Consider the following 14,027-nt stretch of genomic DNA (forward strand, 5'->3'; position numbering starts at 1 on the left):
GGAACGAACACTGCCACCCGTTCATCTGGACCAAAACAGCCGACCAGATCCTCGCCAAAGCCCACCGTAAGAAGACTTCAAACACGCGACACTAGCGGCACCCGGTGACTACATCTTCGTCCCGCCCTACACCCCGCATCGCGAGGAGAACAACGATCCGGATGTCGAGGCCGTCGTCGTGATAGCGCGCAGCACGCAGGAGGCCATCGTCATCAACCTGCCGTCGCTCAAAGGTTGAGGGGCAGAAGATGTCGGGTAGAGCCACCTGGTCGGGTAGATCATCCATCGCTCTGCCCGCGAGCACCGATGGTCTCGATCCGGTCATCGATGGCCAGTCGTAGTCCTCTTTCGAGATCAGCACCACGGATCCGGTTTCCACGGTGATCTCCACCGAGACCAGGTAGATGACGATGCGCCGCACCCCGGGGCAGCATCCGTTCTGACCCGGTGTTGCCTCGAGGCGTGGATCGAGGTGTCGGTCGCAGCGGGCCGCTGACGGCATCGTGCCGGCCGATACCCGAAACGTTATCCAGGTCCGCAGTCCTCACCCGGCGGTGGGCGGGATGATGGGTGGATGTCGGAACTGCGGGAGCACCCTGCCGCCACCGGCGCCGAGATGGCCGAAGAGACCCGCCACCGGCGCCGGCGGTCAGCGCGGATACGCCGGACCCGGAGATTGATCGCGGTGACCGTCGGCGTGGTCCTGCTGGCCGCCTGGCTTCTCCACCTGAAGGACGCCGATGCCTACCGGGTGCGGGTGACCCGCGATGTGGTGGGGGTGAACTGGGTTCTCGATGCGGTGTCGTCCGGTAACCAGATCGCGAAAGTGCCTCAGGCACAACCGTTCTCGCTACAGCTGAACGGGGGCGGATCCGCCGCCACGACAGACTCCGGTGGGTGCGGCTTGGACAGCGCGACCTGGACCGCGACGAGTGACGGATTCGACTTCAGCGGCGACGGCTACGGCAGCGGCCTCGCATGCGGTCCCAACGGAGTCCCACCGGTGATCGACCCGTTGATCGTCAGCGCGCAGGAGGAGTTGCTCAGCGGCGCGTCCGTCACGGACCGGATCGACGGCACTCGGCTGATCCTCACCTATTCGTCGTACACCCTGACCTACCACCGGTCGGGCTGACGAGCCATGTCTGTCGAGGCCGGTGAGCGACGCCAGCGGATCATCGCCCACACCCGTGATCGTGGGCGGGTCGAGGTGTCTGACCTGGCCCAACGGCTGGGGGTCTCCCACGAGACCGTCCGCCGAGATCTGACCAAGTTGGAACGCAGCGGCATGATCCGGCGCACTCACGGTGCCGCCTACCCGATCGACAACGCCGGATTCGAGTCCACGCTGGATCTTCGGTCCAACCAGCTGATCCGGGAGAAGCAACGGATCGCGGAAGCAGCATTCGACCTGATCGGTGACGCCACCACCATCCACGTCGACGAGGGTTTCACCTCACTGCTGGTCGCCGAGCGGGTGGTCAAGTCGCAGCGTCCGATGACCGTCGTGACCCCCTCCCTCCCGGCGGGAACACTGCTGGCGGGCAGCGATCCGGTGACGGTGATCATGCTGGGCGGCGAGCTTCGTCGCCCGACCCTCGGAACGATCGGTCACTGGGTCAGCGAAATGATCTCCACGCTGGTGATCGACGAGGCCCTTCTCGGGGCCAACGGCATTTCCATCGCCCGCGGGCTGACCACCCCGAATCCGGCGGTCTCGGAAATCAAGGGCACCGTCGTCGCCCGCACCCGGCGCCGGATGTTCGTGGGCGACCACACCAAGTTCGGCGTCGAGACCTTTTCCAGATTCGCCGAGGTCCGCCATTTCGAGGCGCTCGTCACCGACAGCGGTCTGACCGCCTACGCGGCGCGGCGCTACTCCGCACCCGGTCCTCTCGTCCATCGCGTCTGACGCAGGACGAATGGTCAGGGCAAAGTACGGGCGGTGCAATAAGGTGCAATCGTGACCAGCGAATTCTGTGGCGAACCCCGAGTACGTCGAGCCGAGACGGACCAGCAATGAGCAGGTTCGACGACCTGGTCGGCGGTGGCCTGGAACGAGCCGTGGAGCGACATCATCGTCGCCGCCTCGGACGACTTGGCCAACTGGATGCCCTGGATTCGAAGGCCCTGGGCACCGACGGGTGGTGGGTTCCCGGAGGTCGTCCTCCCCGAGACGGCAACGACGTGCAAGTGCTCATCGACGGCCAGACCGCGTTCGCCGCGATGCACGAGGCACTGATGGCGGCGAAGTCCCACGTACACATCGCCGGATGGCATCTCACGCCGGAATTCCGGCTTCTGCGTGAAGCCGGGACCCCCACATTGGCAGACATTCTGAAGGATCTTGCCCGCACGCTCGACGTTCGGGTACTCCTGTGGGCCGGTCCCCCGCTGCCGGCATTCAAACCCACCCGACCCATGATGAAAGAGGTCCGAGCCGCGCTGACCGACGGCAGCCAGGTGCAGTGCATCCTGGATGCGCGTGAACGAACGTTGCACTGCCACCACGAGAAGCTCGTCATCATCGACGACGAAACAGCTTTCGTCGGCGGCATCGACCTGTCGAACCTCGACGGGGACCGCTGGGACCACCACGATCACCCACCCCGCCGCGCGACCGGCTGGCACGACGTCACCACCCGCCTGCAGGGCCCCATCGTTGCCGACGTGGCCGAGCACTTCCGTGATCGTTGGCAGGAAGTCGCCGGAGAAGCGCTCCCGCGACCAATACGGCAACCAGCGGCCGGCGCCGTGACCGTCCAGTTGTGGCGCACCGTCCCGGAAAAGACCTATCGCTTCGCCCCCGAGGGAGAATTCTCGATCTTGGCCGGCTACCTGCGTGCCTTGCGCGCGGCCGAGAACTTCATCTACCTGGAAAATCAGTTCTTGTGGTCGACCGAAATCGTCGATGTTCTCATCGAGAAGCTCAAAACGCCACCCTGCAACGACTTTCGAATGCTGATCATCCTACCCATGCGACCCAGCAGCGGTGCCGACACCACCCGAGGACAACTCGGCCGCCTCTTGCAGGCAGACAACGGGCGGGGCCATCTCCTGCCGGTCACCGTGAGATCCCATGACGAGGTGGCCACCGGCGCGTTGTACGTGCATGCAAAGGTGGGCATCATCGATGATCGTTGGCTCACCATCGGATCAGGCAACCTCAACGAACATTCCTTGTTCAACGACACCGAAGTCAACATCGCCACCCTGGACCCGGCGCTGGCCAAGGGCACCCGGCTCCGGCTGTGGGCCGAACACCTCGAACGCCCCGAGGCGGACATCGACGGAGACCCGACCACGGTGATCGACACGATCTGGGCTCCATTGGCGCGAGACCAACTGGCCCGTCAACACAACAATCTACCGGCGACTGCGCGGGTCACCCACCTCCCCGCCGTGTCCCGCCGCACCGAGCGACTGGTGGGTCCTGCCCGCGGACTGCTCGTCGACGGCTGACGGTCGGGCCGAGCTGTCCACGAGAAGGCCGAGCTGTCCAGAAGAAGGTGGGACGAATTCGATCACGAATCGAGAAGCGGCTGCCGCGGACGCTGACTAACGTTCACCCCTGTGCCCGGCAGTGCGCCGCGCCGACCGATGCGAAAGGTTGCTTCGTCATGGCTGCAAACACTTCTCAGACCACGTCCGACGGCTTCACGGCGGCGGAGCGCGCCGCCATGAAGCAACGCGCCGCGGAGTTGCGGGCCGAGGGCAAGAAGGGGGCGAAGAGGGCCGATGGGCTGCAAGCGGTACTGGACGCGATCGAGAAGCTGACACCAGAGGATCGCGTGCTTGCCGAGAGGGTCCACGCGACGATCAGCGTCACGGTGCCGCAGTTGTCGCCCAAGACCTGGTACGGGATGCCCGCCTATACCAATGTCGACGAGAAGGTGGTTGTCTGCTTCAAGAACTCGGGCAAGTTCGGTTCCCGCTACTCGACCCTGGAGTTCCAGGATGCTGCGATGCTGGACGACGGAGAGATCTGGCCGGTTTCGTTCGCACTGCAGACATGGAGCGCCGCCGTCGAGAAGAAGATCGTCTCCTTGATGACGGCTGCAGTCCCCCCGACCGCATCGTGACCCTGGCCACGAACGACGTCATCACGCCGTATGCCGACCTCGACGAACTCCTGCTCGAACTGCTCGGACGATGGCGAAGCATCCTTGGTGACAATCTCGCCGGTGCCTACGTTCAGGGGTCCTTCGCACTCGGCAGCGGCGACCGGCACAGCGACTGCGACTGGCTCGTCGCGACCCACGGCCGGCTCACCGAACCGCAGATTGCCCGGCTCCGGGAACTACATTACGAGATCCCCACACGCGAACAGCAGTGGTGCCAGGACATCGAGGGGTCCTACGCACCGATCGCCGAACTCGCCTCGGTGGAGCATCTCGGCCGGAAGTGGCTGTTCAACGACCGCGGCCACCGCACCCTGAACTGGGACGACCACTGCAACCGTCCCCACACCCGGTGGATCCTGCGCGAACACGGCATCACCCTCACCGGACCGACTCCGTCGTCGTTCATGCCGCCGGTGCCCGCGGACGAGATGCGTGGCGAAGCAGCCACTTCGCTCCCCACCCTCCTCGAGGAACTCGCCACCTGGATCGACATCGACACCATTGGCTGGGGACAGCGCTATGCAGTGGTCACGGCAAGCCGGATTCTCTACACGCTCCACACGGCAGAGGTGACGAGCAAGCCGGGCGCGCTCGAGTGGGCGCTGCGGACGCTCGAGCCGCGCTGGCGGCCGTTGCTGGCGCAGGTCCGCGACGAGCGCAGTCTGGGCTGGGATCCGCATCGGCCACCCCGCGCCGGCGAGGCCGACGCTGCACGCTCATTCGTCACACACTCCGTGCAGCTACGAGGTCGCTTGCTGCCCAGCCCGTCCAGGAGGTGACCTCGATCGAGACGACCGGTCCGCGCGGGCGGCGCTCGCGGTAGGCCTGGTAGCGGACCGCGAGCGCGTCGACCGCCTCGTCATCGGTGGGCAGGACGGACGCCGTACCGTCCGCCCGAGCCCACCACAGCCGGCTCCAATCGTCGTCGTAGACATCGACCAGCAGACATACGCCCGGCCGGGCTTGGATGTTGTCGAGGCGGCGCAGATGGGTTGTGCTCTTGGGCTTGTCGTCGATGACGAACACGATGCGACTGCCGAGGACGGCGAACGTGACCGGGACCAGGTGCGGGATCCCGTCAGCCGAGACGGTCGCCAGGCGGGCCACCCGCTCGAGGGTGAACCGGGCTCGGGCTTCCTCCGCGGAGAGGCGCATCAGGACCGCGCAGTCGGTGGGGTGTCGCAGTTGTCCGTGACCATCCGGCACCCCTTCTTCGTGGTTTCTCCGGCGAGTATGCCAAGTGGCCGGCCAGGCTGCGACCGAGAAGGCACGGTGTCGCCAGTGCTGCCGTCAAAGCTCTGCGGGGCCAGTCGTTCCCTGATCGATGGCGCGCAGTGCGTTGAGGGTGCGGCGATAGCCGATCCAGGGCAGGACGGCCGTGATGGCGTCGGTCATCAGCGCGCGATCGTTGCCGACGTTGAGGTTGCCGATGACGTGCGCTGCGACCTGGGGATCGCAACCTCCGAACTCGACGGTCTCGGCACCCACGATCCGGCGCTGGATGTGCAGCCCGGCATCCCCTGCGGTGCTTGTGGTCGCGGTGGCCCGGGAAACAAAGGGCAGCTGCGGTCCACGGGCGGCGAGGATCTCGGAGGTGAGCCGCGCGAAAGCGTCTGCGCGGCCCATCCCGACGTACGGCACGGCCTGCACCAGCACTTCGCCGGCGCCCCCCACGTCGAGGCTTCCATTGTCGAGGGCTGAGACCAGCAAGCCGGGATGGGCGGTCGCGGCATCGCAGGCGAGTTGGCCGGATGCCCGCTGCTCATTCGCCTGTCTCCTGCGCTGTGACGTGCTCACCCCAGGTGCTCTCCTCGAGGCCCGAGCCTGGCTCGGGGGCCTCCCAGATCGCCAGATGGGTCATCAGATGGTCAGGGTGGGCGCCGTGCCAGTGCTCGATCCCGGGCGGGCAGCTGATGCTCTGTCCGGGGCGGAGGGTGACAACCTGACCCCCGCGCTCCTGGGTGAGCGCCACTCCTTCGGTGATGTACAGGGTCTGACCCACAGCGTGTGAGTGCCAGGGCGTGCGCGCCCCGGGTGCGAAGTGGACGCTGTTCATGCGCAAGCGCGAGGGCGCCTCACCCTTGACGATCTGGTCGAACCAGACGTCACCATTGAACATCTGGCCCGGCCCCTTCACGGAGGCGAGTGGGTAGGTGGGCTGACTTTTCTCGATGGTCATTCTCGTTGCTCTCCTTCTTGATGGTCGGCGGCGATCTCGCGGATCAACGCCTGCGAGTCGATGGTGCCGCCGGTGGGTGCGTATTCGAGCCAGGTCGATGTTGCCGGCCAGCACCTCGGCAGGATCCTCATCCATCACGAGCCGATCGGAGGATGCCCTGTTGGTACACCTCACCGCAGGGACTCCTCCCGGCGGACCCGGTGCGGTGTGATGGAGGCAGCCAGATGAACGCACCACCGTGTGAACAAACCACCACATGAACGCACCATCGGCGCATCCCGCCGCATCGATCGGAGACTTCCTGCGATGCTCACGCACACGCCGGTGAGGTTGACCAAAGCCGTCCTGGGGACGGTGGTGCTGGTCAGCGCGATCGAGCCGCTGGCCACCGACATGTACGTACCGGCCTTCCCGCAGGTCGGCCGCGACCTGGCCGCCGGCGCGACCCAGGTGCAACTCACCCTGACGACCTTCTTCGTCGGAATGGCCCTCGGTCAGCTGATCGGCGGCCCGGTCTCCGACGCGCGGGGCCGCCGCATCCCACTGCTGCTCGCCTTGATCGTGATGACGGTCGCGTCCATCGCGTGCGCGTTCAGCCCCACGATCACTCTGATGATGGCTGCCCGTTTCGTCCAGGGACTGGCCGGTGGGTGGGCGATGGTCACCGCCCGAGCGGTGATCGTCGACCTCACCCACGGCCCCCGGATGGTCAGGAGTCTGAACCTGGTGGCCGGGGTCGGCGGCATCGCACCGATCCTCGGGCCGCTGTTGGGCGCGGTGATCCTCCAGCTGTCGCACTGGCGGGTGTCATTCTGGGTCGTCGCGGCGCTGGGCGCGCTGATGATCGGCTCCGTCGCCGCCGGAATGCCGGAATCGCTACCCCCTGATCGCCGGCACCGCGGCGGGCTCGGCCAACTCGGGCTCACTGCCCGCCAGGTCATCGGACACCGCGGCTTCGTCGGATACCTGATCGTCATGGCCTTCTCGATGGGCGTGACGTTCGCCTACGTCGCAACCTCCGCATTCGTCCTGCAATCGATGAACGGCCTGTCGCCCATCATGTATTCAGTCGACTTCGCTGCCAACGCAGTCGGTCTGGCCCTGGCCACCCTGCTCGCCGCGCGACTGGCCGGCCGGGTCGCCACCCGCTCGGTGATCACGGTGGGTCTGGCCGTCACCACCGCTGCCGGGATGTTGCTGCTCATCGGGGCTCTGTGGTGGGACACCCCGCTGGTCATTGCCGTCGTGGGGTTCTTCCTGCTGATGAGCGCACAGGGCCTCGTCGGACCCAACGCCGGCGCCCTGGCCTCGGCGCAGGTGCCCGAACACCCCGGCACCGGGTCGGCGGTCCTCGGGTTCCTGCAGTGGTGCATGGCCGGCGTCGTGGCCCCGATCGCTGGGCTCGGCGGGGAGCACACCGCGGTCCCGATGGCCATTATGATCCTGGTCCTGGCCAGCGGATCCCTTGCCGCGCTGCGGATCCTCACCCGACCCGAGAACCACGACGTCCGAGCGGTGGCCCGCGGATGACCGCCGCATTGCCCATCGACCGCAGTGTGCGGTCGGGATCGCCAGGCACCGTCGTGGTCGAACGCCGGATATAGACGAGTTCTGTTTCCCTGCGCGTCCCAGTCGGCCGCGGAGAACGCTTCCGGTCGCTCTTGTGCAAGTGATCATCACCTTCAGGGCCGCGCGATCATCCATGGCCCGATAGGCATCGGGGACCCTGTCGAGTCCCACGACCCGGTCGAAGACCTTGCCGGGATCGATGGTGCCGTCGAGGATGGCGGGCATCAGCGTCTCGATGTAGGCGCGCACCGGGGCCGGACCGCCGGTCAGGGTCACGTATCCACCGAAGAGGCTGCTGAATCCGACCGGAGCCTGTTCGTACTGCGGGACGCCAACGCGGCTGATCACGCCTCCGGGTCGGACGATGCGGTAGGCCTGCTCGTCACGCATCTGCTCGAGAGCGGCGGGCGCCTATCTAGCCGACTCTAAACAGTCTAAAAGACTCTAACCGGCAATGGTAGGGTGACCGAATGCCGAACCCGTTCCACGCCAGCTTCGGAGTCAGCCCCCCGCTGCTCGTCGGGCGCGAGTCGGTGCTCCAGGACTTCGTCGAAGCGCTCGAGGACGGGCCTGGCTCCGCCGGCCGCGCGACGCTCTACACCGGTGCACGCGGGACGGGCAAGACCGTCATGCTCAACGCAGTCGAGACCCGCGCCCACGAGCAGGGCTGGTTGGTCGTCAGCGAGACCGCAACCCCGGGCTTCATCGAGCGGATGACCCAGCAGCACCTGCCGAAGCTGTTGCGCGAGTTCGACCCGGAGGCTGTCCAGCGCCGGATGAAAGGGCTGACGGCACCGTTGAGCATCGGACGGGTCGACTGGGACACCGTCGAAAGGCACGTCGTGCAGGCCGGGCTGCGCAATCAGCTCGACGTGCTGACGGACCTGCTCGCCGAGCACAGCACGGGCGTGCTGATCACCCTCGACGAGATCCATCAGAACCAGCTGGCCGAGCTGCGTGAACTCGCCACTACGGTGCAACATGCGTTCCGCGAAGGCCGCGAGCTCGCGTTCGCCGGAGCTGGTCTGGCGGCCAGCGTCAGCGATGTCGTCAACGACGACGTGCTGACCTTCCTGCGCCGGGCGGAGCGACACTCGCTCGGGTCCGTTGCACGCACCGACGTCGAACGCGGCTTCCGCCAACCGATCGAGGCCGCCGGCCGCCGCATCGGCGACGCGGCCCTGCAGGTGATGGTCGACGGCGCGAGCGGGTACCCGTTCCTGCTGCAGCTCGTCGGCGCCCAGACCTGGCGGCTTCATCCGGGCGAGGACGAGATCACCGCCGATGACGCGGCCGAGGGAGTGATCAGAGCCAGACGCCGGCTGGGGGCGCTGATCCACGAACCGGCGCTGGCCGCCGCCTCGGACATCGACAAGGCCTTCCTGCTGGCGATGGCGCACGACGACGAGCCTTCCAAGATGGCGGACATCCAGCGACGGTTGAACGTCGACGTCAACTACGCCAGCCAGTACCGGCTACGACTCATCGCGGCCGAACTCATCTACTCGACGCGCCGCGGCTACGTCGACTTCGCGCTGCCGTACCTGCGCCAGTACCTGCGCGACCAGGCAACCGTGGAGGGGTAGCGGGCCAGCCCGACGGGAAAGTGAGTGCCGTTCGGATGGAATCATCCGACCCGGCCGCATCGGAGCCCTGGGAGCGACTGCGCCACGACCTGGACGAACTCGGCCTCGTCCGCCCCCGCGTCCTGCAGATGAGTCCGACCACCAGGCAACAGTTCTGCCACCCGCCGTTCGACATCCACCTGTCCGCCGATGCCGAGGAGGTGGCCGAGCGGCTCCACCGGAGCTACGGGAGATTTGTTGTCCTCCGGGTCGGGGCGCTCCGCTACCCGCCGGGCAATGGCACGGACGAACTGCAGGAGGACCGCGAGCCGGCCACGCCGGCTGATCCTCATGAACTGCGGGCCGAACTCGATGGTCCGCTCCACATCAGGCGCGGCCAGACTGCCGTTCACCACGTCGATGTCACCAACCTGAGCAACGGATCCTTGAAAGTGCACACCAACGGCCAGATCACCGCCAAGATCATCGACCCGGTCACCCGCACCACCGTCGGTGGATATTTGGGCTTTCAAACCCTCCCACTGGTCATCTTCACCGCCGGGCCAGCCGAAACCGTGCGCATCCCACTGCTTGTCGGCACCGCCAGCTTCCGCCCGGATCTGGGATACACGGTGCCGCCCGGGATCTGGGGGCTGATGGCGCCCCTTCTCCTGGGCGACGGACGCCGTCTCGTGTGCGAACCGATGACGGTCACCATCACCGACTGAGTCCGGCCAACGACGGGACTTCGTCGAGGTGTGGGAGAACAGGCTGGCTCTTCCGGCCGCGTGCAGGGCGGCATCAGCGTCGGCGAAGTGTCGGGTCGAGCAGAGCGGACGGGTATCAGATTTCTCGTCGGCGGCCAGGTCGACGCCGGACGCCACGATGTGGTCTATCGCGTCGAGAACATCGGCTGACAGCACGGTGTCGGCGGCGGCGAGCTGGGAGTGCAGGTGATCCATCGTGCGCGGGCCGATGATGGCGCTGGTCACGGCCGGGTGCGCGGTGACGAAGGCGAGGGCGAGTTGGATCATCGTCAGGCCGGCCTGGTCGGCAACCCTGGCCAACTGCTCCACGGCGCGCATCTTGGCCCGGTTGGCCGGGACGGCGGTGTCGAAGCGCTGCGGCATCATCGCCGAGCGGTTGGTGGTGACCGCCCGACCCTCGCGGATCGCGCCGGACAGCCAGCCGGAGGCCAACGGGCTAGAAGGTCTGATCGCCGAGGTCGGCGACCGGACCACGGAAGCGTCGAGGATGGCCACCAGAACCACCAAAGAGGCCATGGTGCAGGCCACCGCCACGATGCAAGCCGCATCGGACGACGCGAAAAGAGCGATAGCTGAAGCCGCAACAATCGCGAGACAGGCGTTTTCGCAGAACGTCAGCTCCGCCAGCGATGCGCTGGCCAGGGAGATCCAACGGTTGGTCGGCGGTGAAAGCCCAGAATTTGTGCAGAAGCAGCCTGAATTCCTCCATAGCTGAAGATGGCAGAACTCGAATCGTCATCGGTGACGGCTTCACCGGCCAGCTGACCGCCGTAGCTGGACAAGCGCTCACTGCCAGTCACCCGATGACAGGCAGCACTGGCGCATCGGGTGAACCGGCGCGACGCCAAGCGGCCGTGCGGAGCAATCTCAGACCGTTGAGCCCGACGATGATGGTGGATCCTTCGTGCCCGGCGACGCCCAGGGGCAGGGGCAGGGTACCGACCAGGTCCCAGATGACCAGCCCGGCGATGACGGCGCCTGCGATGACGAGGTTGGCCACCACCACCTGGCGGGCCCGGCGGGCGAGGTCGATGATCTTCGGGACGGTGGACAGTTCGTCGCGGACGATCACGGCGTCCGCGGTTTCCATTGCCAGGTCCGATCCATGGCGTCCCATGGCCACACCGAGGTGTGCCGCTGCCATGGCGGGTGCGTCGTTGACCCCGTCGCCGACCAGCAACACCCGTGAGCCCTGCTGCTGCATGCTCTGCACTGCGGTCACCTTGTCGGCCGGGAGCAACCCGGCCCGCACGTCGGTGATCCCCACCTCGATGCCCAATCTGATTGCTGCAGCGGCGTTGTCGCCCGTCAGCAGCACCGGTGCGGTCCCAGTCAACCGACGGAGCTGCGCGACGGTGTCGGCGGCGTCGGTGCGTAGCCGATCGGACAGCGCCAGCACACCGACCGGTCGCCCATCCACGACCACGACGACGGCGGTGAGGGCTCGTTCCTGCGCCATTGCGACCAGGTTGGCTGCCTGCCTGGGGATCAGCCCGCCGCGCGACGACAGCTCCGCCAGCACCGCCGGGGAACTGACGTGCACACCCAGGCCCGCCACCGTGGCGCTGACCCCACGCCCCGGCGCCGAGGAGAAGTGAAAAGCCGCCGGGATTGTCAGATCCCGATCGTGCGCAGCCCGGACGATCGCCGCGGCCAACGGATGCTCGCTGGGCCGTTCGGCTCCGGCCGCCAGTGCCAGCAACTGGTCCTGGGTGAGCTCGGCGTCGGGCAGCACGTGCACTTCGGTGACCTGGGGGGTGCCCTCGGTCAGGGTGCCGGTCTTGTCGAACGCCACGACGTCGGTGAGTGCGAGCTGTTCCATCACCACCGCTGACTTGACGAGTACCCCGTGCCGCCCGGCGTTGGCTATCGCGGACAGCAGCGGTGGCATGGTCGCCAGGACGACAGCGCACGGCGAGGCCACGATCATGAAAGTGATGGCGCGCAACAAGGTCGGCTGCAACGCACTGCCCAGCGCCAGCGGGATGAAGAACAACGCCAGCGTCGCGGACACCATCAGTAGGGAGTAGCGCTGCTCGATCTTGTCGATGAATAATTGGGTCCTGGCCTTGGTCGCCGAGGCCTCGTCGACCAAGGCGACGATCCGTGCGACCACCGACTCCTGCGCGCGGCGGGCGACGCGGACCCGCAGGGCGCCCGTCCCGTTCAGGGTGCCGGCGAACACTTCGTGGCCTACCTCCTTGACCACCGGAAGTGGCTCGCCGGTGATGGTGGCCTGATCGACGTCCGAGGCCCCGTCGACGACGTACCCGTCGGCGCCGATCCGCTCACCGGGCCGCACCAGGACGTGATCACCGACTTCCAGAACCGCGGTGTCGATGAGCTCTTCGGTTCCGTCGGCCAGCACGCGGGTGGCCTGTTCCGGGGCCAGATCGAGCAATGCCTTGACCGAGTCCTGGGTGCGCTTGGTGGCGAAGGCCTCCAGTGCGCCGGACGTGGAGAAGATGACGATCAGCAGGGCGCCGTCCAACACCTGCCCGATCGCCGCGGCGACGATCGCGGCGACGATCATCAGCAGGTCGACATCCAATGTCCTGCGGCGCAGTGCCTTCAGCCCGGCCAGCGCGGGCTCCCAGCCGCCGGCGGCGTAGCAGGCCAGATACAGCGCCCAGTACACCGCGGCCGGTGCGCCCAGCAGTTGCGACAAGCCCCCGACGGCGAACAGTGCGGTAGCCAGGGAGGCCCACCGAACCTCCGGCAACGTCAGGATGCCGCCGAGTCGGCGGGAACGAGCCGCCCCATCGGACGCCGGGGTTGCGGTTGCCGGGCTCGACAACGTTGATGACATGGGTAGGCCTTCCGGGAACACTGCAGGGCCCGACGGCCACCGCTGCTCAGGCCAAGAATACACAAGGATGAACACGTATTCATCTGTCAGCATACACTGTGGTGCCAAGGCGCTAGGATTCGACTCGTGGGACACGGGACGAACGGGCGCGAGACGCCACCGGCGCGGCTGACCATGGCCAGTGCCACTGCGATCGCCGCGACCCTGCAGGCCCTGACGGCTCCCAGCCGGTTGATGATCCTTTCCCAACTGCGGCAGGCGCCGGCCACCGTCGGCGAGCTCACCCGAGCCGTGCGGATGGAGCAGTCAGCGGTCTCCCACCAGCTGCGTCTGCTCCGTGCCATGGGCCTTGTCGCCACGCAGCGAAACGGCCGGAGCATCACCTACTCGCTCTACGACGACCACGTCGCCAGCCTGCTGGACGAGGCGGTGTACCACGCGGAGCACGTCAGACTGGGTGACAGTGCCTCCAACGCAGAGGATTTGATCAACGACGAGGCCAATCGAAGCCCTCGGGCGAGCGCGCCACTGACGTAGTGGGCGGCAAATTCGTTTCCGGTCGTAGACGGCGGCGTTGCTGTCGATCATGGTCGCGCTGTTCGACCTGGTCCCCGTCGCCGCCGCCCTTCTGCTCATTGCCCGTAGGGTCCTTTTCCCCACCTCGACGAAGCATGAACCGGGCCGCGATCTGCAAACAGCAGCGGCCATCGGATTACGCTGGAACTCTTGAAGGTCGAACGTCAGTCCCCATGAGTATGGAGGAGAACAAGATGGGCAACGAACAGACCGCATTCATGGCCATGAAGAACGACCAGGCGTCGTCTACATAGAGGGTTATTCATAACGCCGTTGTGACGAATTGCGACCTGAATCCGGCGTGGGCCCGAGCAACCGATCCTGGCCGGAATAACCCAACTGAAAAGCGATGAGCGAAACTGCGTGTCGGAATGGGTGATGGCCCGACCGAATTGCGAGAATTGGTTTGCGAAGACTAATTCTCAAATTCGAGGAACG

The 14,027-nt window shown here is 66.5% G+C and carries 15 protein-coding genes and 3 pseudogenes; 11 read left to right on the top strand and 7 right to left on the bottom strand.

Features of this window, described 5'->3' with window-relative positions; genetic code table 11:
• Nucleotides 1-97: 97 nt before the first annotated feature.
• The 6 genes and pseudogenes from ABIB25_RS28680 to ABIB25_RS28705 form a co-directional block, all read left to right on the top strand.
• Nucleotides 98-238 (top strand): annotated as a pseudogene (locus tag ABIB25_RS28680) (cupin domain-containing protein); the annotation flags it as partial.
• 336 nt (nucleotides 239-574) lie between these two features.
• Entirely contained in the window at nucleotides 575-1,135 is a 561-nt protein-coding gene (locus ABIB25_RS28685; protein WP_354531925.1) for a hypothetical protein, read from the top strand.
• A gap of 6 nt (nucleotides 1,136-1,141) precedes the next feature.
• Nucleotides 1,142-1,912 carry a DeoR/GlpR family DNA-binding transcription regulator gene (locus ABIB25_RS28690; RefSeq protein WP_354531926.1) on the top strand — a complete coding sequence of 257 codons (771 nt, stop codon included), beginning with the start codon at nucleotides 1,142-1,144 and terminating at the stop codon, nucleotides 1,910-1,912.
• 107 nt (nucleotides 1,913-2,019) lie between these two features.
• Nucleotides 2,020-3,462, top strand: coding sequence for a phospholipase D-like domain-containing protein (locus ABIB25_RS28695; RefSeq protein ID WP_354531927.1), 1,443 nt, complete (start codon nucleotides 2,020-2,022; stop codon nucleotides 3,460-3,462).
• Between the two features lie 158 nt (nucleotides 3,463-3,620).
• Nucleotides 3,621-4,082, top strand: coding sequence for an iron chaperone (locus tag ABIB25_RS28700; protein WP_354531928.1), 462 nt, complete (start codon nucleotides 3,621-3,623; stop codon nucleotides 4,080-4,082).
• On the top strand, nucleotides 4,079-4,903 hold the full coding sequence (locus tag ABIB25_RS28705) for an aminoglycoside adenylyltransferase domain-containing protein (protein ID WP_354531929.1): 825 nt from the start codon (nucleotides 4,079-4,081) through the stop codon (nucleotides 4,901-4,903). The genes ABIB25_RS28700 and ABIB25_RS28705 overlap by 4 nt, the downstream gene beginning before the upstream one ends.
• Here the strand turns inward: ABIB25_RS28705 and ABIB25_RS28710 are convergent.
• The 4 genes from ABIB25_RS28710 to ABIB25_RS28725 form a co-directional block, all read right to left on the bottom strand.
• Nucleotides 4,848-5,279 (bottom strand): TIGR03668 family PPOX class F420-dependent oxidoreductase, encoded by a 432-nt coding sequence (locus ABIB25_RS28710; protein ID WP_354531938.1) that lies wholly within the window; start codon nucleotides 5,277-5,279, stop codon nucleotides 4,848-4,850. The genes ABIB25_RS28705 and ABIB25_RS28710 overlap by 56 nt on opposite strands.
• A gap of 135 nt (nucleotides 5,280-5,414) precedes the next feature.
• Nucleotides 5,415-5,921 carry a carboxymuconolactone decarboxylase family protein gene (locus ABIB25_RS28715; RefSeq protein ID WP_354531930.1) on the bottom strand — a complete coding sequence of 169 codons (507 nt, stop codon included), beginning with the start codon at nucleotides 5,919-5,921 and terminating at the stop codon, nucleotides 5,415-5,417.
• The gene (locus ABIB25_RS28720) at nucleotides 5,887-6,303 is read right to left on the bottom strand and encodes a (R)-mandelonitrile lyase (protein ID WP_354531931.1); all 417 of its coding nucleotides are present in this window, start codon (nucleotides 6,301-6,303) and stop codon (nucleotides 5,887-5,889) included. The genes ABIB25_RS28715 and ABIB25_RS28720 overlap by 35 nt, the downstream gene beginning before the upstream one ends.
• Nucleotides 6,300-6,434 carry a hypothetical protein gene (locus ABIB25_RS28725; RefSeq protein WP_354531932.1) on the bottom strand — a complete coding sequence of 45 codons (135 nt, stop codon included), beginning with the start codon at nucleotides 6,432-6,434 and terminating at the stop codon, nucleotides 6,300-6,302. Before ABIB25_RS28725 ends, ABIB25_RS28720 begins: the two co-directional genes overlap by 4 nt.
• A 175-nt stretch (nucleotides 6,435-6,609) precedes the next feature.
• Here ABIB25_RS28725 and ABIB25_RS28730 point away from each other — a divergent pair, with 175 nt between their 5' ends.
• Nucleotides 6,610-7,833: a multidrug effflux MFS transporter gene (locus ABIB25_RS28730; RefSeq protein WP_354531933.1), complete on the top strand. Its 1,224-nt coding sequence runs from the start codon at nucleotides 6,610-6,612 to the stop codon at nucleotides 7,831-7,833.
• 141 nt (nucleotides 7,834-7,974) lie between these two features.
• On the opposite strand, the pseudogene ABIB25_RS28735 reads toward ABIB25_RS28730, so the two are convergent.
• A pseudogene (locus ABIB25_RS28735) lies at nucleotides 7,975-8,253 on the bottom strand (IMP dehydrogenase); the annotation flags it as partial.
• Nucleotides 8,254-8,342: 89 nt separating this feature from the next.
• Here ABIB25_RS28735 and ABIB25_RS28740 point away from each other — a divergent pair.
• Together ABIB25_RS28740 and ABIB25_RS28745 are read left to right on the top strand one after the other, a co-directional pair.
• A complete protein-coding gene (locus ABIB25_RS28740; protein WP_354531934.1) occupies nucleotides 8,343-9,458 on the top strand; it encodes an ATP-binding protein in 1,116 nt (371 codons plus the stop codon).
• A 35-nt stretch (nucleotides 9,459-9,493) separates the two neighbouring features.
• Nucleotides 9,494-10,165: a hypothetical protein gene (locus tag ABIB25_RS28745; protein WP_354531935.1), complete on the top strand. Its 672-nt coding sequence runs from the start codon at nucleotides 9,494-9,496 to the stop codon at nucleotides 10,163-10,165.
• A gap of 73 nt (nucleotides 10,166-10,238) precedes the next feature.
• On the opposite strand, the pseudogene ABIB25_RS28750 reads toward ABIB25_RS28745, so the two are convergent.
• Nucleotides 10,239-10,642 (bottom strand): annotated as a pseudogene (locus ABIB25_RS28750) (aldo/keto reductase); the annotation flags it as partial.
• Between the two features lie 49 nt (nucleotides 10,643-10,691).
• Here ABIB25_RS28750 and ABIB25_RS28755 point away from each other — a divergent pair.
• The gene (locus ABIB25_RS28755) at nucleotides 10,692-10,919 is read left to right on the top strand and encodes a hypothetical protein (RefSeq protein WP_354531939.1); all 228 of its coding nucleotides are present in this window, start codon (nucleotides 10,692-10,694) and stop codon (nucleotides 10,917-10,919) included.
• A gap of 81 nt (nucleotides 10,920-11,000) precedes the next feature.
• On the opposite strand, the gene ABIB25_RS28760 is transcribed toward ABIB25_RS28755, so the two are convergent.
• On the bottom strand, nucleotides 11,001-13,013 hold the full coding sequence (locus ABIB25_RS28760; RefSeq protein ID WP_354531936.1) for a heavy metal translocating P-type ATPase: 2,013 nt from the start codon (nucleotides 13,011-13,013) through the stop codon (nucleotides 11,001-11,003).
• 126 nt (nucleotides 13,014-13,139) lie between these two features.
• Between ABIB25_RS28760 and ABIB25_RS28765 the strand changes: the two genes are divergently transcribed.
• Nucleotides 13,140-13,550 (top strand): ArsR/SmtB family transcription factor, encoded by a 411-nt coding sequence (locus ABIB25_RS28765; RefSeq protein WP_354531937.1) that lies wholly within the window; start codon nucleotides 13,140-13,142, stop codon nucleotides 13,548-13,550.
• Nucleotides 13,551-14,027 lie beyond the last annotated feature (477 nt).

Source organism: Nakamurella sp. UYEF19 (assembly GCF_040546275.1).
Lineage (GTDB): Bacteria > Actinomycetota > Actinomycetes > Mycobacteriales > Nakamurellaceae > Nakamurella.